Genomic DNA, 20,986 nt, shown 5'->3' on the forward strand with positions numbered 1-20,986 from the left:
CTCTCCATGATGCCAGCCTGTCTGCTGAGAAACACCAGGCTTCTCTCGTTCCTCCCAAGGCCTGAACTAGTCGAATTATCTGGCCTCAGGTCAAAGCATCAAAGCAATCGAACAGCGAAGCGTCAGCCAGCCCGGCCGTTCTGCGGATATCCGTCAAATCACCCTTGGCCACCATTCGTCCGCCGGAGATCATGACGAACGCATCGCAGATCCGCTCGGCCGTATCCAGCACATGGGTGGACATCAACACGCCGGCGCCCCTCGCCCGCTCCTCTTCCAAGAGCCGCAGGAAATCCTTGGTCGCACGCGGATCCAACCCGATGAAGGGCTCGTCCACGATATAAATATCGGGTTCCGCCAGAAATCCGAGCATCAGCATCATTTTCTGCTTCATTCCTTTGGAAAAACCAGCCGGGAGCTGATGCTTCACCCCGCTCATGCCAAACTGGGCCAGCAGCTCCTCTGCATGGCGGACAAAAGCTTCGTATTCCAATTCATAAGCGGCCGCAGCCAAATCGAGGTGCTCCCAAAGGGTCAAGTCGTCGTAAAATACCGGCTGTTCGGGGATATAGGCGTACCGCCCGCTTTCCCCTCCGATCGTTACGGACGCCTTGGAGTACTTCAGCAGACCGAGCAGCGTCTTCAGTGTCGTGCTTTTGCCGGCACCGTTCGGACCGATGACGCCCAGCAGCTCGCCGGGCGCCACTTGAAAAGAAACGTCCCAAATGCGCGGCTGACCTTCTTCATATCCCGATTCCTCGATATGCACATCGAGCACAGGTAGCAAAGGCTCCATGATCCACCTCCAGCAAAAATAATCCGTTTCAGCCATAGGGCTTATGTGTATCTATATCCAAGCCGAACCCCGTCCCGTCTTTAAAAGGTATCCTCGGCCTCTCCGTATCCCTCAATACAAACGCCTGTAAAAACCATATGGATCGGAACGGCTTGCGTCCCGACCCTGCATAATTTAACTATATGAAAAGTTCACCCGATAATCCATACATCCCGGGACTGAAAACGATCTACAGCCGGCGGGCTTATTTAAAATACTGAACCAGCGTTCCGCCGCCGCCATCCGCCTTCACTTCGGCATAAGCGCCGTTCACCAGCGTCATTTGCGGCGGCACGTGGCCGCAGTCGATATCGTAAATGACCGGTACGCCCAATTCTTCCGACAGCTCCTGATACACATCCTCCACCGTGTATCCTTCCATTGGACGGTTGGCCGCACTCCGGCCGAACAACAGCCCGGAGCAGCCTTCGAACCAGCCGGCATACTTCATCTGAACAAGGGACCTGCGGAGATCGGCCGTGTTCAGCTCGCAGTTCTCCAAATACCAGAGGAGAGGCTCGCCCGGAATATAGCGCTCCCGGAATGCTGCCACATCTCCGTAAGGCGTGCCGATCAAATGGCGGATGACGTCGACGCATCCCCCAAGCAGCCGTCCCTGCAGCGACTCCGGCCCGCCCGAAACCGTCTTCCACAACGTCGGCTCCGTCAGATGGAAGACGCACGGGCTCGGATCGTCATGACGCCACTCCTTCTGGTATTTGGCCGATGCCTGCTGAGCAATCCGATCACCCGGCTCGGCCGTCAGCACGGTCTCCCACATGGCCGAGGTCTCATCCGAATACGTCCCCCGCAGGTCGACGAAATTGAGCCCGTGAGCGGTGGCGATTCCCGTCTTTAAGGTGATGGACAGAAGAAGAACGCTGAGGTCCGAATAGCCGAGAATCCATTTCCGCGGCATGCGGTCAAAGTCCACCCGATCCAACATTTCGATGAGCAGTTCCCCGCCCCACGGAGGAATGATCGCACCGTTTTGGGGATCCCCGAGCATCTCGTTCAGCTCCTCGGCACGGATTTTGGCCGGGGCGGACTTGGCCTTGTGCTGCGTCCAGACCGTCTCGCCGACGCGTATGTGATAGCCCCTCTCCTCCATACGGCTGACAGCCGTGCGGAACATGTCGTGCAGACCGGGCTCTATGCCCGAGGAGGGAGCCGTCACACCGACGACAGCCCCTTTTTCCATTCGCGGATATTGAATCACTGCCGCATCCCTCCCGCAAGATTTCCCCCTATCTTACTAGAAAAGGACGGCTGGAACAATGACGATGTTACGGTATTGGCGAGCCCAGGGATTCCAAAAAAACAAGGATTCTCCGGACATCGAAGAATCCTTGCTGCGGCAGCAACGCTATGAGGTTTTATCCATTCGCGCCTTCCCGCGCTCTTTCATCTCTTCCTCCGGACCGGCCGAAGGAACCGTATTTCGCAGTCCGAGCACGATCAGAAGGCTTACGACAGCAATGACAGCCATCACGACATACAGGGAATGGAGGCTCCCCTCAAGAATATGCCTCAGCTCGCTCCACAACTCCTTGGGAAGCGATGCGCTTCCTTCCGGAGTCAGCAGCTGGTTGACCTCTTCTTGGCCGACCCGCTCCAACCCCGGAGTATCGGCGAGCCGCCCGGCCAGCGTCAAGTTGATCAACGATCCAAAGACAGCGACGCCGACCGTCTGGCCCAGCGACCGGATAAAGGTATTCAGCGCCGTCGAAGCGCCGCGAAGCGAGTAACCGACCGAGGACTGTGCAATAATCGTGAACACCGTGTTGGAATATCCGAAGCCGAGGCCGTAGATAAAGGTAAAAATCAAAATCACGTAATGCGGCGTCCCCTCGCCAATCCAGGCTAATCCGAGAGCCCCGATCACGATGCCGGCCAGGCCGATCAGCGTCGTTTTCCGCGAACCGGCGGTAAGAATGAGCCGGCTCCCCGCTACGGAGCCGAACAGCCAGCCGATCGACATCGGCGCCATCGTCAGCCCGGACATCGTGGCATTTTTGCCCATGACTCCTTGAATCCAGAGCGGCGTATACGTCGTGAGGCCGATCAGCAGCGCGCTGGTCAGCATAGCGGCGACGGTGGACACGGAAATATCGCGAATCCTAAACAGCTTCAGCGGCAGCATCGGCTCCTTCGCCCGTGCCTCCACCACGATAAAGGCTGCCAGGAAAACCAGCGCAAGCACGATGCAGAGCACGATCCACACCGAAGACCAGGCAAAAAACTGCCCGCCGGTTGCCAGCGCAAACAGCAGCGCCGTCATCCCCACCGTAAACGTTCCGGCACCTGCGAAATCGACATGTGTTTCGGCACGCTCCTGTCGCTGTTCGTGGAAATGGCGGGCGATCATCCACATGGACAGCAGCCCGAACGGCACGTTAAAGCCGAAAATCCAGCGCCAATTCAAATAGTCGACAAAGTATCCGCCGATGAGCGGTCCGATCAGGGAGGCAATGCCCCAGACCGAACTGATGAGTCCCTGGATTTTGGCACGTTCTTCAATCCGGTAGACGTCCCCGATAATCGTAAAAGTGACCGGAATGACCGCCCCCGCTCCGATGCCCTGAATGGCCCGGAACGCGATCAGCTGTCCCATGCTTTGCGAGAAGCCGCACAGCAGCGATCCCAGGACAAACAGCAGCGACCCGATTTGAAATACTGGTTTGCGGCCGTACAGGTCGCTGATTTTTCCGAAAATCGGAGTGGATACGGCCATGGTCAGCAGGTAGGCCGTAAAAATCCAGCTGAGGAGCTTCATGCCGCCAAAGCTGATGATGATGGCCGGACCGGCCGGTCCGGTTACGGTTCCTTCGATGGCCGACAAGAACGTGGATACGAGGATTCCGGCCAGAATCCAGTTCCGGCTCTGCTTTCCAGGCAATTGTTCAGATCGATTCACGTTATTTGTATCCTTTCTCCCGTTTTGACAAAGTTTCCTTATAACGAAACGTATCCACCCAGTGCACGAAAAATGGCCTCTGGCAAGAGACCGCTTTTCAGACTGGGCGGATGCATAGGGTTTATTAAAATAGAAGGGCATGAAGTTTCAGACGTAGACGATCGTTCGACCGTCACTCAAACGAAATCTTCCTGCCTATGATCGTACATGAATAAGTCCGTGATTCCGGCCCAACTGCCGGTAATCCTCGACCTTGCCTTGATCGAGCCGGAGCACGAAAGAAGCATCCTCCTCCACCAGGCGGGGGTCGTGGGTAATCATGAGCAGGGCAGCGCCCCGGGCGGCGGCACCCCGGCACAGCTTCAGCAGCCGCTGCGCGGCGCGGTAATCGATGCCTGAGGTGGGCTCATCGAGAATGTAGAGGGCTTTCGGCTGGATCAGCTGGCCGATGACGCTGAGCAGCTTCTTCTCACCCTGGCTGAGCAGGTATGGGGAGTCTTGACGACGCCCGCTCAGCCCGGCAGCCGCAAGCAACGCCTCGGCCGCTTCGGTCTGCTCAGGTGTCAGTTCAGCTTGCCGCCGGCGCCAGCCGCTTCGAATCCGCAGCCCGTACACGAGCTCATCCCACACCGTATGCTCCACAAATTGATGCTCCGGCTGCTGGAACACGTATCCGATGTCCCCGGCAAGCTGATGAACCGGCATACCGGATACGTCCCGGCCCTTCCAATATACCGAACGGGAAGGAACCGGGAGCAGGCCCATCAGGAGGCGGGTGAGCGTCGTTTTGCCCGAACCGTTCTCACCGGTCAGCATGCCCCACGCTCCCGGATGCATCGCAAACGAGACGTCCCGGAGCGCTTCCTGCCCTCCGGGGTAAGTGTAGCTCAGGTTCCGGACCTCGAGCAGCGGTCCGGAAGCTGGGTCACCGCCGGGGCAATCCGCACCCGGCGGCCTCTGCGCCGGCGCCGTCACCATGCCGGCGCTCTGCAGGGTCCCGGCGGCCGGCTCCGCTGCATGCGCGCCGGCTTCCGGGACCTCGCGGCGGCCACCTGCCGGGCCGCCGGCTTCCGCTGCCCCCTCCCACGGGGGCAGCACGCCGAGCTGCGCCAGCCGATCCCGGCTGGTGCGCAGCAGCTCCTGCGGCGCTCCGTCCAGCAGGACTGCGCCGCCGTCCAGGACGATGACGCGCTCCGCAGCGCGCGCGGCATCGTCGAAGCGGCCGGACACCGTGACGACGGTCCGGCCCTCGGCGTGCAGCCTGCGGCATAGCTGCACGAACTGCGCCTGCGCCGCGGGGTCGAGGCTGGCGGATGCATCGTCGAAGACGATCATCCGCGGAGACAGCGACAGCACCGCGGCAATGGCGGTGCGCTGGCGCTGTCCGCCGGACAGCTCGCGCACCGGGGAGCTGCGGCGGGCGGTCAGGTTCACCGCCGCCAGCGCTTCGGCCACAAGGGACTCGATCTCCGCCGGCGGCACGCAGAGATTCTCGGGCCCGAACGCGGCCTCATCCTCAACGACGCCCCTCACGAGTTGGGCGTCGGGATCCTGGAACACGATACCGGCCACCTTGGCGATCTCAGCGATCGGAGCTTCCGCCGGGTCAATCGCGTCCAGCCGCACCTTCCCTTCCCGACGGCCGCCTCCGCTCCGCGGAAGATAGCCGCTAAGCAGCTGGCACAGGGTAGACTTGCCGCTGCCGCCCGGTCCGATCACCGCCGTAAACTGTCCTGCGGGAATCGTGAGTGACACGCCGCGGAGCGCAGGCTGTTCCACATCTTCGTACCAATAAGAAAGCTCCGTCAGCTCAATGGAAGTTCCCTGCATCCGCAGAAGCCTTTCTGCCAATGGCAAAACGTTTAAGCAGTCCGCTCCGCTGAAGCATATCTCCGAGCACCTTGGTGAGCAGGCCGCACAGCACGATGCCGCTGATGATCCGCACCACCATCGTTATTGACAGCACCTGAAAGCTCCAGGACGTATACCCGAACATGTTCGCCGCGCAAATGAACCAGATCGGAACCATCGCGCCGCCGACCAGCATCATCGCACCGGCATTCCAGCGTTTGTAGCGAAGCAGAAAAAATACGGCCTCCGCCACAACCAGATAGCACAGCGCGGCCACGATGCTCGCTGCGATCCCGTACGTATTGCCTACAAAGCACTGGATCGCGCCGCCGATTCCGTATGTAATGGCCGCGGTTCCCGGCTTGCGGATAATGTAGTAGGCCAGCAGGCCGTACACCATGTACACGCCGACGATGGTAGAGGTCGCCACGGGCCCGCCCAGGCTGTTCAGCATTTTATTAATGTAAGATAAATAAAAGGTCAATACCGCGTTCGCTGTGGCCAGCATCGCCATCAGCACGATGTCCAGCGTCGTAAACGGGACAACACGTTTCTTTGATTGTGATAAAGTTTCCATCTCATGTCAACTCCTAATCAGGAAAATGGTGGGATTTCTCACCCTTGAGGACTCGCATGGCCAGGCCTCCCTGCTATTGTGCATGATCGGATTCGAAACGTCAACCTAAAAATAAATTACAGGTTAACAATATGGATATACCACCACAGTGCCGCGGTAATCAGTACGGCCCCAACCGCCATGATTTGCCCGGCTGCAGACGGCTGCTGCTCCCTTAGAAACATACGCTCTGGATATGCACCAAAGCCTTTGGCTTCCATCGCTCCCGCGGTTTGCTGAATCCGGCGCACAGCATTATGCAAAATGGCGGACACAAACACCTTCCACCAGCCTACACGCTGCTTGATTCCCTTGGGGGGTGCCCCTCCCCTGACCTGATGGGCAGCCGAGATGCTTCTCCCTTCTTCTTGCAGCAAAGGCAAAAACGTGAGCGCCATCGAAATGCCGAAGGCGAACCGGTAAGGAACCTTCATCCGCCGGGTTAACGCGGTGACGAGATCGCCGGGATCGGTCGTGACCATGTAGACAAAGGATGAGAGAAAAACCGTAAACATGCGCAGCGTGACCGAACCGGCCGCATCGGCTCCCTCCGTCGTGACGTGCAGCACGCCGAACTGCCAGATGGTATGGCTGCCAGGTACGGTCAGCAGGGTCAGTACAAAGTACGGAACCGCAAAACCGATCAGGAAAGCCATCGCTTTCCACTGCCTTCTCCAGCTGATTCCGCCTGCCGTTCGGGCCATGAACGAGGCCGCCAGAAGCAGCAGTGCCTGCCCTGCCGAAGTGTGCAAACGCATCGTCAGCACGGCGATGCATAGCAGGACCACGAGCTTGCTGAGCGGGTCGATGCGGTGCAGCGGCGAGCCTCCCCCTTGATACGATAGAATCATCGTTTGATCGCTCCTCCTTGATCTAAAACTTGTTATGCTCCGCCTGCTCCCACTCTTCACGCAGCAGCGAATGGAGCAGTGCATCGTGAAAGCCTGAAGCCGTATGGCGGTACTGTCTCAGCCGACCTTCGGCCGTGAATCCGAGGGACCCGAACAGACGGACGGCTCGTTCATTCCGCGGATCGGTCAGCGCTTCGATCCGGTTGAGGCCCATGGTCCGATAGCCGAATCCGAGCATCAGGCCAATTGCTTCGCGCATGTAGCCCTTTCCCCAATGGGGCCTCGCAAGCTCGCAGCCAATTTCTCCCCGGTAGGCACCCTCCAGCTGCCACCAATTAAAACCACAGCTGCCGATGATCCCTGCCTCCGGCAGGAGAATTCCCCAGCGGAGCCCATCCTCGGTGGCCGCCAAACGATTTAGCAGCCGGATGAGTTCCGCTGCCGCCGCTTCGTCCGGCAGGTCCGGAAGATCCGAGTACTTCCGAACCTCCTCGTCGGTCCAGCACGCATACAGTGCCGGGGCGTCGCCTTCCTCGAGCGGACGCAGCCGGATCCGCGGCCCTTCAAGCTCGGGAATATGCCCGCTGCATTGATAGCTCATCCCAACGCCCCTTTCGTGTACTTTGCAATATTATCAATGTACAACGCCTGCCCCCTGCAGCACAAGAGCGCCTGCCCTCCTGGTTTCTGCCATATGAACGCAAAAAGCACTTCGGCCTTACCCTTTGTCCTTGAGGAGGGCTGCAGCCGGAGTGCTTGTCCATCGCTGTATTTTACACCATTATTGCTGTGCTTCCGTTCTTCCCATCAGCAGAAACGCAATGATAAAAATAAAAGCGATCAATGCCAGAAGCGGGATCGTAATGAAGCCAAACCAGTTCAAATAATCGAAATTGCAAGGGATCCCTACCTTGCATGGCAGCGCCTTGGCAAGCGCCGGAATCTTCTGCTCCGCATAATGATAGATCGAGATGCAGCCGCCGATCGCGCTGAGGGTCACTGCATAAGGAATGATTTTACGGTCATTTTTGTAGCTGGCGATGCCGAGCAGGATCACTTCCGGATACATAAATATCCGTTGGAACCAGCACAGCCTGCACGGTTCGTAGTGCATCACTTCGCTTAAATACAGGCTGCCTCCCGTGGCGACAAGAGAGACGATCCAGGCCAGATACAGGCTGTAGGGCTTGATGAACGCAATGAAACGGTTGCCTTCCATCCGAAACTCCCCTTACTTGTCGGTGTCAGCCGACTTTTTATCCAAATAGCTCTTGAGCGCGTTGTAATCGAGCGTGACATTCTCCGCTACCTTCTCGCCGTTCACGTACAGCGTTGGTGTACTGTTCACGCCCAGCTTGGTGCCGGTAGCCATATGGCTGTCCACTTCATCCTGGTACGTCTTCTCCTCGATGTCCTTGCTAAGCTGATCGTAATCCACTTTGATGTTATTGTCGCGGGCCAGCTTCACCAGAAACTCTGGCGTTGCCCACTCGGTTTTTTCATCCTGCTGGTTGTCGAAGAGTACATGGTAGTACTTCCAAAATTCATCCTTGTTCTGATGGAACACCGATTGCGCGGCCAGTGCAGCCGTGTTGGAGTCCGCATTCGGACTGATGATAAGGTAATTCATGAAATAGAGCGCGGCTTTACCGGAATCGATAAAATCCTTCTGCAGGCTCGGCTCGATGTCCTGACTGAAATACTGGCAGGCCGGGCACTTATAGTCCCCCATCTCCACGATCTTGATCGGGGCTTCCGGATTTCCCAGCACTGGGAGCGAGCTGTAATCAAACGATGCTTCCTTGGATTGCGGCCGAATGAACACCAGCAGCAGGACCAGCACGACGATACATGCACCTGTAATCCACATGATCCGCTTCATGCGTTTCTCCTGCGCTGCCCGCTGGGCTTTACGTTGGGCCACGGTGTTGACTTGCTTCTTCTTCGGTTTCACGAAGCCTGACGTCTCCTTTCCTGTGAACTAAAGCTGAGGCGCCTTGGCATTTGGGTCTTTAGTTCTTCCTTAATGTAAGTTACTTAACACTTCTTCTCTAGGTTATTCTAGCATTTCCCCCCGCCGATGACCAGAAAGAACCGCTTCCAAAACCGGTCAAATCGGGAATTGTTAAATAAATTGTAACAAAATCAATTACATGACAGCCCGTAGTGAGTTTTTTCATGAAAATATGAGTTGACTTAAAACGTTCCGGTGATACTACTTTTACCGTAACTGTATGAAAAGAAGGGGGGAATATCTTATGGAGTGGCAGACTGCCGTTATTGTCGTTTTTACCGCTGTTCTGGCCGCGATGGGAATTACACGTTTCGCCTTTTATCAAATGACGCAGATGAAAGCCCTCACGTACGAGCAGACCTTTCAAGCCATGGAGCAGGTCGGGCTGTTCAAGCAGGACTACTTTGAGTCGCTGCCCAAGGAGGAGGTTCAAATTACAAGCTATGACGGGCTGAAGCTGAACGGCATGCTCATACCGCACCCGTCGGGCTCCAACCGTTTCGTCATTCTCGTCCATGGATATACCGCCTCGCTTCCCGCATCGATTCCCTTTATGGACATTTTCCGGGAAGATGGGTTCAACACGCTGCTGATCGACCTGCGCCGGCACGGAAAAAGCGAAGGCAAATATACGACCTACGGGTTCCACGAAAAGCACGACATCGACTCCTGGATCCGGTGGATACGCGCCACGTACGGCAGCGACTCGGTCGTCGGCCTGCACGGCATGTCGCTTGGAGGAGGCACCGTGCTGGAATACCTGTCGCTGCCTCACACGGACGCCGCCTTTGTCATCGCCGACTGCCCTTATTCCGATCTGACGCGCCTGATGCATCATCAAATGCAGGCGCTGAACCGTATTCCCGCGGCTGTGTTCCTTCCGCTCGTCGACCGCAGACTGTTCCGGAAAGCAGGCTTTACGCTGAATCAGGTCAGCCCTGTCCGTTCCGCCCGGTACAGCCCCGTTCCCGTCATGTTTATCCATGGTACACGGGACCGCTATATCCCGACGGAGATGAGCGAGGAACTGTTTGCCGCCAAAGAAGGAATGAAACGGCTTCTTCTCGTTGAAGGAGCCTCCCACGGCAATGCGCTGGGGATCAATCCGGAGCTGTATAAAAAAGCCGTGCAGGAATTTGTCCGCGACGTGATGGAAGGCGCCGTACCTGCAATGCAGCCGGAACAGGCCGAGGAGCTTGTGGAAGAGCCTGTGCAGGCGGGGCTTCCTCAGCCGGAATTTAATATGTAAGACTTCTGCACCAGCTCACAACATTTACAACCCAAAAAAACCCCTTGGACTCCTCTCCTTCGGACCAAGGGGCTTTTTCATTTTCTGAACATGAAGCCAGCCAGCCTTATCGCATCCTGTACTGCTTGCTCTCCTCTGCCGCGATGTCTTCCCGGATGCTCATTTTCTCCGCGTTGTAATGACTGATCGCCTGGTTTAATCCCTTCAGGTCGAAGACGGAAACGTCCAGCTCGCTCAGTTCATCCACGTCCGATCTCAGCCGGTCCCTCAAATCCGTCAGCCTGCGGATATGGGACTGCGCATATTGGCCGGCTCTTTCCTCTGTTAATTCCGAGGATTTTTCGGCTACCAGGGCGCCGTTGACCTTTACCAATTCATCCGACAGCGTATGCTTCAAACGACTGAGCCGGCGCTTCAAACGCGCTCCAATCATGACATATATAGCAAATCCGAACAAAAGAATCGCCAGCGCATAGGACAACCAATACCATGCTCCGTGCGCGCTGTGCTCAGTCCCTGCATCGGGCAGTTCCGCCGCCAGCACCCGCACCGGGCTTGTCGTCAAAGCCGTAGTAAACCATTTATGCATATTCATTCCCTCCATTCTAAGATGCGGTAACGATTCTAGGTGGCAGGAAGTTGATCTTGGAAGCCTGGGCGTTAAGCACCGGCATTCGCGCTCTCCGTTTCTTCAAGTGGTGCCAGTACTTCCCCGCACAGCTTCTGAAGCATGACCTGAATTTCCTTGAACTCCCCGATTCCCGTTCCGGTCAAGCTGTATTCATCGCCGTGAGCCGTCAGAAAGTTCAATTCGGTCAGGTGCTCCAGTTGCTGCTTCACTTCCCGTTCCCCCACCTTGTAGCCGTGCGCCTCCAGCACGGGCTGCATATCACGGATGGTCAAGTCATGGTGATGAGCATGGTAAAGCATGTGGATACTCATGAATAAATTTTGTACGTCTGCACGCATAGATTCCTCTCCTTCCGGCGAACGCCTGTAAAAATGAGCCTGTCATTACCATTGTTTACCCTTCTTCCGCTGCCGGGAAACAATACCGATCCCTGCTTAAGCCATGCCGGACGCCGGAATCAGCAGGATTCCCAGGAATTGTTCTTTACTTTGAGAGGGAGGAATTTCACTTGACGTGGAAGGAATTCCTGTATACTATCTTTTATAATTAACCAACGGTTAAAAGACAGAAATGAGGTGGATCGTCATGTTTCAAGCCCTTCCCTACGAAGGAAACCGGAATGACCAATTTGCAGCCGTCCTCGAACAGCTTAAGTCGCTCATCCATGATGAGCCCAGCTCCATTGCCAATCTAGCCAACGCCTCGGCCCTGCTGAACAGCTTCCTTCCTGACATAAATTGGGTTGGTTTCTATCTTTTCGATGGAAACGAGCTGGTTCTCGGACCGTTTCAGGGGCTCCCGGCCTGCATCCGCATTCCTTTGGGTAAAGGGGTATGCGGTACAGCGGCAGCCGAGCGGAGAACGATTGTGGTCGATGACGTGCATGAGTTTCCCGGGCATATCGCCTGCGATGCCGCCTCGAACAGTGAAATCGTCGTTCCGCTGGTCCAGGGAGAGCGCCTGATCGGCGTACTCGATATCGACAGCCCGCTGAAGGGGCGGTTTGACCAAGATGAGCGGCAGTTTCTCGAACAGTTTGCCGGTATTTTGACGGCACAGCTGTAATATAGGATCCTGGAAAATAAAGCGGTCTTCTGCTTATGATGCGGAAGACCGCTTTTTTCCATTCCTGCATGATAAGATAATGAACGAAAACACGGTGTTGTTTGTCTTATGGTCAGATGGAACAACCGCCGGCCGGCATCGGTTCCATGGATCTTTGCATGTCAAGGAAGGTGAGGCAATGACGGACAAAGAGCTGTTCGAGACCTTTAACCGGGATGTCTACAGCTTTTGCTACTATATGATGCAGCGCAGGGAAGATGCCGAAGACCTCTGCCAGGAGACGTTTATCCGGGCACTGCTCGCGGACCGGAGCTCTATTCAGGATATCCGGCGCTGGCTTATTCAAATCGCCGCCAATCTGTGCAAAAACTCGCTTCGCCGCTTGAAAGCGGGCGTCATCAAGGAAAAGCTCTTTTCCTATCGGCATCTGGCGGCTGCCCCGCATTCGGTCGAGGAAACTGTCGAAGGGCGGGAACTGGCCTTAGAGCTGTCCCGGCTCTACGGACGGCTTCCCGCGAACATTCGGATGGTGATGATTCTCCGTTACATTAACGGGCTGTCTCAGCAGGAGATCGCCGACATGATCCGCGTTCCCTTGGGGACCGTCAAATCCAGAATCAATAAGGGGCTTTCGCTCATGAGAAAATATATCGCTAAGCCCTCCTGCCCCCTCATGAAAGGAGAGAATGACGATGAACCGATTCAGCTTGGAACAGATGGAACGGGCCATTTCACGAAAGCCTGAGCCCGCTCCCGATTTTGAAGCGATGTGGAGCACGATCGAGGAAGAGGTTGGGCGACGGCGTTCAGGCCAGTCTTCAACTGTAAAAAGGTCATCGGTGACCCGCAAGTGGGTTCCGGCGGCCGCTTCCGCTGTGGTCTTCCTGGCGGTAGCCGTTCCCGTGTTTGCAGCCATAAACCCGGGCTGGGACTTGTGGGGACGGCCGGGTGTGAACAATGCCATTCAGCACGGCTTTGGCGAGCCGCTGGATTTGAGTGCCCGGCAGTCGGGCACAACGATGAAGCTGCACGGCGTCGTGACCGACGGCGAGCAGATGGATGTGCTCTTTACAATGAAGGTTCCGGACCTTCCGGATTATGACGCCGTCGATTTCGAATCCGTCTCCCTGTCCGATTCCAAGGGAAAAGATGCCAAGCCAAACGTCCTGCTCAAGCGCGATGAGGAAAAAGATACCCTGAAAGGGATGTTCGAGCTGCTGGATGAGCTGAAGAAGTCTAAACGGAGCATGCACTTGGACGCCAGCAACCTGGTTTTTTACCAATATGACGATCTGCCTCTTGCGGGAGATATTGCCGAAGGTTCCATGCTTGCTCCATCGTCGTCTGCAGGCGGCTTCGCGGCTGTGGAGATCCAATCGATCGTCCGGAAAAACGACCAACTGACCATCCGGTATGCCCTGACGTCACCACTTGAGGATCCAGGCTATCTGGACCCCCACCTGGTGATCACCTCCGGTTCGCACACGTATCAAAGCGTGTCCCAGGCGGTCCTGCCCCCGGACGGTAACGATTTGCTGTGCCAGTCGACCTTCACCATTCCGGAACGGGACTGGAAGGGAGCCAAGCTTCACCTGACCTATTTGCAGGAGATCAAGAGAGTAGCGGGAACCTGGGCTTTTGACTTCAACGCAGACGGCAGCAAGGCCAGCGAAGCCATTTACAGCAAACCGCTTCCGGCAAATGAGGAACAGGCTACAAACGTCAATTTGAACCTGAAACAGCTGGTCATCACGCCGCTACAGATCCGAATCCCATACAGGCAGGATTCCAATGACTGGACTGAGGGCGTGAGACGCTTTACGAAAGTATCCCTGCAGCTGGGGGACCAGCGCATCGAAGGCGGTGACTATCATACCGGCATGTACGAGAAGGTCCGGCACCGGGAATATTTGGATGAAGGCTACCTGCGCTTTGAGTCGCCGACATGGTTCAAAGACTGGTCGGGGGAACCGATGAAGCTTATCTTCTCAGGTTTGGAAATTACAAAAAGGGACCTTTCGAAGCATTGGTACGATTTGGCGGCGCCGACTGCCACTGAGCAGCAGGTGCAGATGGATCTGGACGGACGGAAGGTCACGTTCACCTACTATCTGAAGGGCAGCCAGTTGATCGTGAAGTCTTCCTCTGAGGACCCAACTTTTAAAGGGGTCTCGCAATCGGTGATCCGTGCCGGCGGAAAAGAGATCCTCCCGGACTACGTCCCTGCGCCGCCTTCGAGCGGGCCGTTTACCAAAGTGGAGACATATTCGAACCTTCCGGAAGGAACGGCCCTGCAGCTGAACCCGGGCGTGTACGTGCTGCTCGAGCCGGACGAGACGGTTGAAGCGGCCATTAATTAACGCCTTTTGGTAGAGTCAGTTCTCGAATCCGCCCCAATGAAATGAACAAATGCTCTTCCGTATACGGCAGAAGCCCGCCCGGCCATTCATCGGCCAGGCGGGCTTGTTGTGCTCACCCTTGTTCATCTTCCTTACATCAGCTCGCGCTCGGCGAATATGATCATCCCGTCCCGTAAAAAAACGGGAAGCTGCGGATGGTATGCCGTAAACAGCTGCTTGTGTTCGGTCTGTTCCACATATAAGTTTCCCAATCCGATATATACCATTGCCGACGGCGTATAATAACAGCTCATCCATTCATAATGCCTGCGGATGATCCGCTGAACCTGCGGAGCACCCGGGTGATGGCCTTCCTCGATGGCTGCCTTTAAATCCCGGTTAATCTGATCGATTTCCCGCTGGGACCGCAGGTAGTCTTCCTTGGTCCACAGCTGCATTTTATGCTTGCTCTCCTGCGTTTCGGACTCGCCTCCCAGCTGGGTCAGCACGTCCTGCTCGGTCACATTGGATCCGGCCGGGCCTGAGTCCCGGCCTCTTTTGTCTGGTTCCATCGTTTCTCCCTCCACTTGACTTTCTGATCTATATCTTTTGCCTCATGGTCTGCACGATTGATGTCAGGTCTTGTCATCTTCCAATTACCCGTTTCGCAGGAATCTAACCGCTACCGAAGGGGCATTTATCCGCTTTTTTTAACATTTTTTTCTTCCGTAACCCGATTCACAATTTAGGGCTTCGAGTCGGAATCGCGAATGATGGACAGCCCCTCGACATGCTTGCGGTTCATCAGCTTGCTCTTCTTCCGGTTCTCCTTGGACTCAAAAATAATGTCGAAATCGTAGTCCTCAGGGTACAGTTCGCTCTTCTCAATGAACAGCTTGAGCCGCTTCTGGTTGATCCGGATCTTCTCCTTCTGGATCATGACCCCTACCATGCCCATGGCGTCCTCCGGCTCGTAGACGATGCCCGTTCGCCCATAGGAGCTGACATAGACAGCGTCTCCTACCTCAAGCTTGCGCACGGGCGCGGCCGATGCTTGCTCCTGATCCTCATCCGCCTGATCCCGGCTCCCTGCTCCATCGCCCTCATTGGCTTCAAGTGGGTCAGAGGACTGAGCTGTCTCCTCCATCTGCTCAGACTCCGTTTGAACAATGGGATGTTCCTCGGCTGCATTCGGCTGCAGGGCAGGCAGTGGCTTCTGCCTCTGCAAAATTTCCTGCGACCGCTCGATAATGCCAGCTGTCATCCCCAGCTTTGTGGCGATTTGAATCGCGTAGCTCTGCCCCGCCTCGCCGATCGTCAGCCGGTAAAGCGGCTCCAGCGTCTCGACATCGAACTCCATCCGGGCGTTCTGGAAGCCCGGCGTCCGTGCCGCAAACGTCTTCAGCTCGTTAAAATGCGTCGTGACCATGATCATGGCGCCTCTGTTGCTGAGCTCTTCCAGAATGGCGATCGACAGGGACATCCCTTCCCCCGGATCCGTTCCGGCCGCCAGCTCGTCGATCAGCAGCAGGGTATGGCGGTCCGCCGCATCCACCATCCCGATCAGGCGCTTAATTTGGGCGGAAAAGGTGCTGAGCGACTGCTCGATGCTCTGCCCGTCCCCGATGGCCGACAGCACTTTAGTGAATACGGTGAACGTGCTGCCATCCTCCACCGGCACGAGCAGACCCGACTGCACCATCAGGGTGAGCAGCCCGAGCGTCTTGAGCGCCACCGTCTTGCCGCCGGTATTCGGCCCGGTAATGATCAGCGAGCGGTAACCGCCGCCCAGCTCCAGCCGCAGCGGCACCATCGTCTTCAGCATGAACGGATGCCGCGCTCCGCTTACCTTGATGCGCCCGCTGTCGCTTAGAAGAACATTGTTCCCGCCCAAGGTGCGGCTGTATTTTGCTTTGGCAAAAATAAAATCGTACGTTCCCGTGATATCAATGTTCAGCAGCAGATCGGCCGATGCCGCTTCAAGCAGCCCGGTCAACGCGCTCAGCACGATGCCTTCTTCCCGGGCCTCATCCGCTTCGTGCATGCCAAGCTCGCTTTGAAGATGGGCGACCTCCTCCGGCTCCACAAAGACAGTCTGCCCGCTCGTCGACTGGTCGAGCACCGAGCCCTTGATCGTTTTGTGATACTCCCGCTTGACCGGAATGACGTACCGGCCGCCCCGGACGCTGACCAGGTTTTCCTGCAAAATCGAGCCGTGCCTGGACAGAATCGCGGCGATCTTTTTCTGAATGCGCTCCTTCACGATGGCGATCTTCTTGCGGACGCGCTCCAGGTTTTTGCTGGCTTGATCGTCCACCCGGCCAAACCGGATGCAGCGCTCAATTTCGCTCTTCAGCTTCGCCAGCTCCTGCATCGAGGAAGCATACGAGCTGATGCCCGGCGCGATGTCGCGCTTCCCGGCCATGTACTTACGCAGCTGCCCGCAGCTGTGCAGAAACGTATGGACCGCGGTAAAATCCTGCTCGTCGAACAGGTACCCTGTATGCAGCAGGGAGACGATCCGGTCAATCCCTTCCAGGGATGGCAGCGGGACGCTGGCCCCTTTATCCAGCAGCGCCTTGGCTTCCGCCGTCTCATCCAGCGCCCTGCGGACTGCACTGGCCGTGGTCAGCGGCTCCAATTCATCGATATGCCTGCGTCCTTCATACGAAACCGCATAGTCTCTCAACGCTTCCTTCATTTTGTCGTATTCCAGCATGATCATCGTCGTTTGATCCATTGGTAGTTCATCCTCCTGTTTCTTGTTATATCTTCCTATGGCAACGCAAAAAGGGGCAGAGAATACGCGCATGCGATTCCTGCCCCTGGTCTGCCGGACTGCCTTTGTCTGCTGCCTTTGCTGTACGCAAAAAAACCGTGCTGCAAAGAGCACGGTCCTGTACGCCGGAGAGCCAGCCGCCCATTAGGAGGCGGCCCGTATCCGGCATGACAACGGTCGAGCGGTCAACGCTCCACCGATTCGGATCACAAAGGTTTCAAACAGTCCGCAAGGGATTGTCGTTTGATGCTTCGCGTGTTCTTAACTATTTCCAAGACTGCATTCTGCAAAGAGGCGCATTGAAAGAAAGAGTGCCCTCCCGGGCATTCCCGCCTGTCTTCGTGTCATACAGTCGATATGGAGTTTGATTAGTTAAGAACAACCACCGTCATCAAAATCTCTCCCTTGTTATAGGATGAGGTAAATTTACCAAGTTTGCGCCCTGAAGTCAAGGGGCTGGTGTCTTCATGAGGTATACTCTCGCTTCATACGGCCGCAGCTTCAAATTCCCGAGATCCTCCTCCCCCTTGATGGGGTAGTTGGAGATCAGCAGCTGCTTGGCCTCCGGCACGAGCTCCGCCGGCAGCTTCAGCACCGGCTCGCCTCCGAAAAAGTTCAGGATGACCAGGAGACACTGGTCCTCCAGCGTCCGGGTATACACATACAGCTCCTTGTCGAGCGGAAGTAGCAGCTTGTATTCGCCGTACACGATGACTTCATGCTGCTTGCGGAGGGCGATAAGCTTTTTATAGTAATGGTAGATCGAGTTCGGATCCTTAATCGCATCCTCCACATTGATCAGGGGATAGTTCGAGTTCACCTCGATCCACGGCGTGCCCCGCGTAAAGCCTGCATGCTCCCCATTGGTCCACTGCATCGGCGTACGTGCGTTGTCCCGGCTTTTTTTCCAAATCGCCTGCATGACCTGCTCTTCGGGCACGCCCTGATCCAGCTGCTCCTCATAGTAATTCAGCGTTTCCACGTCACGGTAATCGTCAATCGAGGCGAAGGAGATGTTCGTCATGCCGATCTCCTCGCCTTGGTAAATATACGGCGTGCCTTCGAGCATGTGCAGGAAGGTCGCCAGCATTTTCGCCGACTCCACCCGGTACTTCTGGTCGTCCCCGAACCGGGACACCGATCTCGGCTGGTCATGGTTGCACCAATAATTCGCGTTCCAGCCCTTGCCGTGCAGCACCGTCTGCCACCCGCTGATGACCTTTTTCAGCTCCAGCAGGTTCCATGGACGAATATCCCACTTGCCGGAACCGGAAGAACCCGCATCGAGCTGCATATGCTCGAACTGGAACACCATGTTCAGCTCGTTGCGCGTATCCCCGACATAGCTGAGCGCCTGCTCCGGACCCAGACCCGACGTCTCGCCGACGGTCATGATGTCATAGTGGAACAGTACCCGTTCATACAGGTTGTTCAGCAGGGTGTGCACATTTTCCAGGTTGGAAAACAACTCATAGGCGCGCACCGTCGGCAGCTGGTCCGGGTTGTCCCCGTCCGGCAGGCCGACCGCTTTGACAATATGCGCGATTGCATCGAACCGGAATCCGTCCACGCCCTTTTTGAGCCACCATTCCACCATTTCATGCATGCTGTCGATCACCTTCTGATTTTCCCAGTTCAGGTCCGGCTGATGCTTGGAGTACAGATGGAGATAATACTCGCCTGTCTTCTCGTCGTATTCCCAGACCGAGCCGCTGAAATAGGACTCCCAGTTGTTCGGCGGATGTCCGTCTTTGCCTTTGCGCCATATATAAAAATCCCGTTTCGGATTATCCCTGCTCGACCGCGACTCGACAAACCATGGATGCTCATCTGAGGTATGGTTCAGGACGAGGTCCATCATGATTTTGAGACCGCGCGCATGCGCCTCCCTCAGCAGACGGTCAAACTCCTCCATCGTGCCGAACTCCTCCATAATGTCGCAGTAGTCGCTGATATCGTATCCGTTATCGTGATTGGGGGACTTGTAGATCGGGCAGATCCAGATCACGTCCACCCCCAGATCCTTCAAGTAATCCAGTCTCGATATAATGCCGAGCAGATCCCCCTTGCCGTCACCGTTCGTGTCGAGGAAGCTGATCGGATAGATTTGATACACTACGGCTTCTTTCCACCATTTTTTGTTCATAATCTGCTCCTTACGTGCTCCATTTTGTGCCGGATATCCGACGGTTGTTTACAAGATCGCGCGAACACTTTATAATTATTGTAAACCGATTTCCGGTTTACCTTTCAGAATGAGAGCAAGTTTTTACATTTCAATCAAATAGAATTTATTTGGAGGAGCCTGCCATGTGCGGGCTCCTTTTGTCTTTTTTCCCTCTCATTCGTTGTGCGGGTCCGCCATGCCACTCCTCCTTCATCTTGGTTTAAAGGAGGATAGACACGTTAATTTGAAACCCGGTAAAAAATGAAGCGATCTGGATACGCTATACGGCATAGCAATCTTTACTCAAAGAAACCAAACCCGGGCTGCATGATTCAGGATTCGCACATATACAGGAGTGGAGGCACGCTATGGAACAGCAAGCAATACTGGCTATTGGTATTTTTCTCATTGTTTACGCATTTATTATCGCGGAAAAAATTCACCGGACGATCGTGGCGATGATCGGCGGTGCGCTCATGGTCATATTCGGCATCGTGAGCCAGGAAACCGCGATTCATCATATCGATTTCAACACGCTCGGCCTGCTCGTCGGCATGATGATCATCGTCAATATCACAGCAGAGACGGGATTATTCAAATTCATTGCCGTATGGGCCGCGAAAAAGGCCAAGGGCCGGCCCGTCGCCATCATGGTCGCGCTGATTCTGATTACCGCGATCGGATCGGCGTTTCTCGACAACGTGACCACCGTTCTGCTTATGGTGCCCGTTACACTCAGCATCACCCGGCAGCTGCGAGTTAACCCGACGCCGTTTCTGATCACCCAGATCATGGCGTCCAACGTCGGCGGTACCGCCACCCTGATCGGTGACCCGCCTAACATTATGATCGGCAGCGCGGTGAAGGAGCTGACTTTTGTCGCCTTTATCAATAACTTGACGCCCATTGCGGTGATCATTCTCGCCGTATTTATTCCGCTATTCATTCTCATGTTCCGCAAGCAGATCAAGACGACGCCGGAGCTGATGCAGAGCATTATGGATCTGGATGAAAAAGAGCTGCTCACCGACCGCAAGCTCCTGATCAAATGCCTGACGGTGATGGGTCTGACGATCATCGGCTTCTTCCTTCACCAGCTGGTTCACCTTGAGTCGGCCACCGTCGCCCTCGCCGGTGCTTTCCTGCTGCTTCTGCTGACGGGCGAGCATATGCTGGAGGAGGCTTTTGCCAAGGTCGAATGGCCGACGATCTTTTTCTTCGTGGGATTGTTCGTGCTGGTGGCCGGCCTGATCGAAACAGGGATCATCGCCACCCTGGCGGAAAAGGCTACCGATCTCACAGGCGGTGATGTCGCGGCAACGTCGATGCTCATCCTGTGGATGAGCGCGATCGCGTCCGCTTTTATCGACAACATTCCGTTTGTCGCGACCATGATCCCGATGATCCAGGACATGGGCAGCCTCGGCATCAGCAATTTGGAGCCGCTGTGGTGGAGCTTGGCCCTGGGTGCCTGCCTGGGAGGCAACGGCTCCCTGATCGGTGCGAGCGCCAACCTGATCGTGGCCGGCATGGCTGCCAAGGAAGGATATCCGATCAAGTTCGCCCAGTTTCTGAAGCTCGGTTTTCCGATGATGCTGCTGTCCATCGTTCTGGCCAGCGCATACGTGTATCTTCGGTATTTGATGTAGCGGCTGAAGGCAGTGGGGGCGGT

The 20,986-nt window shown here is 56.0% G+C and carries 19 protein-coding genes; 5 read left to right on the forward strand and 14 right to left on the reverse strand.

The genetic code is table 11. From position 1 onward, the window contains the following. Positions 1 to 85: 85 nt before the first annotated feature. The 9 genes from IAE55_RS30565 to IAE55_RS30605 form a co-directional block, all read right to left on the reverse strand. On the reverse strand, positions 86 to 796 hold the full coding sequence (locus IAE55_RS30565) for an ABC transporter ATP-binding protein (protein ID WP_145161145.1): 711 nt from the start codon (positions 794 to 796) through the stop codon (positions 86 to 88). 244 nt (positions 797 to 1,040) lie between these two features. Beyond that, on the reverse strand, positions 1,041 to 2,054 hold the full coding sequence (locus tag IAE55_RS30570) for a S66 family peptidase (protein ID WP_200634726.1): 1,014 nt from the start codon (positions 2,052 to 2,054) through the stop codon (positions 1,041 to 1,043). A gap of 147 nt (positions 2,055 to 2,201) precedes the next feature. Next, a complete protein-coding gene (locus IAE55_RS30575; protein WP_325168705.1) occupies positions 2,202 to 3,752 on the reverse strand; it encodes an MDR family MFS transporter in 1,551 nt (516 codons plus the stop codon). Between the two features lie 195 nt (positions 3,753 to 3,947). Continuing rightward, positions 3,948 to 5,582, reverse strand: a complete 1,635-nt coding sequence (locus tag IAE55_RS30580) for an ABC transporter ATP-binding protein (RefSeq protein ID WP_200634728.1) — start codon at positions 5,580 to 5,582, stop codon at positions 3,948 to 3,950. Beyond that, a complete protein-coding gene (locus IAE55_RS30585) occupies positions 5,563 to 6,180 on the reverse strand; it encodes an ECF transporter S component (RefSeq protein ID WP_200634729.1) in 618 nt (205 codons plus the stop codon). The genes IAE55_RS30580 and IAE55_RS30585 overlap by 20 nt, the downstream gene beginning before the upstream one ends. Before the next feature lie 116 nt (positions 6,181 to 6,296). Further along, positions 6,297 to 7,070, reverse strand: coding sequence for an energy-coupling factor transporter transmembrane component T family protein (locus IAE55_RS30590; protein WP_200634730.1), 774 nt, complete (start codon positions 7,068 to 7,070; stop codon positions 6,297 to 6,299). A 22-nt stretch (positions 7,071 to 7,092) separates the two neighbouring features. Next, positions 7,093 to 7,671, reverse strand: a complete 579-nt coding sequence (locus IAE55_RS30595; RefSeq protein WP_200634731.1) for a GNAT family N-acetyltransferase — start codon at positions 7,669 to 7,671, stop codon at positions 7,093 to 7,095. 180 nt (positions 7,672 to 7,851) lie between these two features. Beyond that, positions 7,852 to 8,289, reverse strand: coding sequence for a disulfide oxidoreductase (locus IAE55_RS30600; protein ID WP_105444366.1), 438 nt, complete (start codon positions 8,287 to 8,289; stop codon positions 7,852 to 7,854). Between the two features lie 12 nt (positions 8,290 to 8,301). After that, a complete protein-coding gene (locus tag IAE55_RS30605) occupies positions 8,302 to 9,024 on the reverse strand; it encodes a thioredoxin domain-containing protein (protein ID WP_244364552.1) in 723 nt (240 codons plus the stop codon). A gap of 304 nt (positions 9,025 to 9,328) precedes the next feature. Between IAE55_RS30605 and IAE55_RS30610 the strand changes: the two genes are divergently transcribed. Continuing rightward, a complete protein-coding gene (locus IAE55_RS30610) occupies positions 9,329 to 10,333 on the forward strand; it encodes an alpha/beta hydrolase (protein WP_200634732.1) in 1,005 nt (334 codons plus the stop codon). Positions 10,334 to 10,439: 106 nt separating this feature from the next. Here the strand turns inward: IAE55_RS30610 and IAE55_RS30615 are convergent, their stop codons facing one another. Continuing rightward, on the reverse strand, positions 10,440 to 10,922 hold the full coding sequence (locus IAE55_RS30615; protein ID WP_145161158.1) for a hypothetical protein: 483 nt from the start codon (positions 10,920 to 10,922) through the stop codon (positions 10,440 to 10,442). A 71-nt stretch (positions 10,923 to 10,993) separates the two neighbouring features. Beyond that, entirely contained in the window at positions 10,994 to 11,302 is a 309-nt protein-coding gene (locus IAE55_RS30620; protein ID WP_105444369.1) for a hypothetical protein, read from the reverse strand. Between the two features lie 247 nt (positions 11,303 to 11,549). Between IAE55_RS30620 and IAE55_RS30625 the strand changes: the two genes are divergently transcribed. From IAE55_RS30625 to IAE55_RS30635, 3 genes are all read left to right on the forward strand, one after another. Next, the gene (locus tag IAE55_RS30625; protein WP_145161160.1) at positions 11,550 to 12,029 is read left to right on the forward strand and encodes a GAF domain-containing protein; all 480 of its coding nucleotides are present in this window, start codon (positions 11,550 to 11,552) and stop codon (positions 12,027 to 12,029) included. Between the two features lie 178 nt (positions 12,030 to 12,207). Then, positions 12,208 to 12,774: an RNA polymerase sigma factor gene (locus IAE55_RS30630; RefSeq protein ID WP_200634733.1), complete on the forward strand. Its 567-nt coding sequence runs from the start codon at positions 12,208 to 12,210 to the stop codon at positions 12,772 to 12,774. Next, a complete protein-coding gene (locus IAE55_RS30635) occupies positions 12,722 to 14,389 on the forward strand; it encodes a DUF4179 domain-containing protein (protein WP_200634734.1) in 1,668 nt (555 codons plus the stop codon). The genes IAE55_RS30630 and IAE55_RS30635 overlap by 53 nt, the downstream gene beginning before the upstream one ends. A 131-nt stretch (positions 14,390 to 14,520) precedes the next feature. Here the strand turns inward: IAE55_RS30635 and IAE55_RS30640 are convergent, their stop codons facing one another. From IAE55_RS30640 to IAE55_RS30650, 3 genes are all read right to left on the reverse strand, one after another. Beyond that, entirely contained in the window at positions 14,521 to 14,940 is a 420-nt protein-coding gene (locus tag IAE55_RS30640; RefSeq protein WP_200634735.1) for a TipAS antibiotic-recognition domain-containing protein, read from the reverse strand. A gap of 173 nt (positions 14,941 to 15,113) precedes the next feature. Further along, a complete protein-coding gene (locus IAE55_RS30645) occupies positions 15,114 to 17,108 on the reverse strand; it encodes an endonuclease MutS2 (RefSeq protein WP_200634736.1) in 1,995 nt (664 codons plus the stop codon). Between the two features lie 487 nt (positions 17,109 to 17,595). Then, the gene (locus tag IAE55_RS30650) at positions 17,596 to 19,293 is read right to left on the reverse strand and encodes a glycoside hydrolase family 13 protein (protein ID WP_200634737.1); all 1,698 of its coding nucleotides are present in this window, start codon (positions 19,291 to 19,293) and stop codon (positions 17,596 to 17,598) included. A gap of 389 nt (positions 19,294 to 19,682) precedes the next feature. Here IAE55_RS30650 and IAE55_RS30655 point away from each other — a divergent pair, with 389 nt between their 5' ends. Continuing rightward, on the forward strand, positions 19,683 to 20,963 hold the full coding sequence (locus tag IAE55_RS30655; RefSeq protein ID WP_200634738.1) for an ArsB/NhaD family transporter: 1,281 nt from the start codon (positions 19,683 to 19,685) through the stop codon (positions 20,961 to 20,963). Positions 20,964 to 20,986 lie beyond the last annotated feature (23 nt).

The sequence above is a fragment of the Paenibacillus sp. S28 genome (genome assembly GCF_016624415.1).
Taxonomy (GTDB): Bacteria; Bacillota; Bacilli; order Paenibacillales; family Paenibacillaceae; genus Paenibacillus_AQ; species Paenibacillus_AQ favisporus.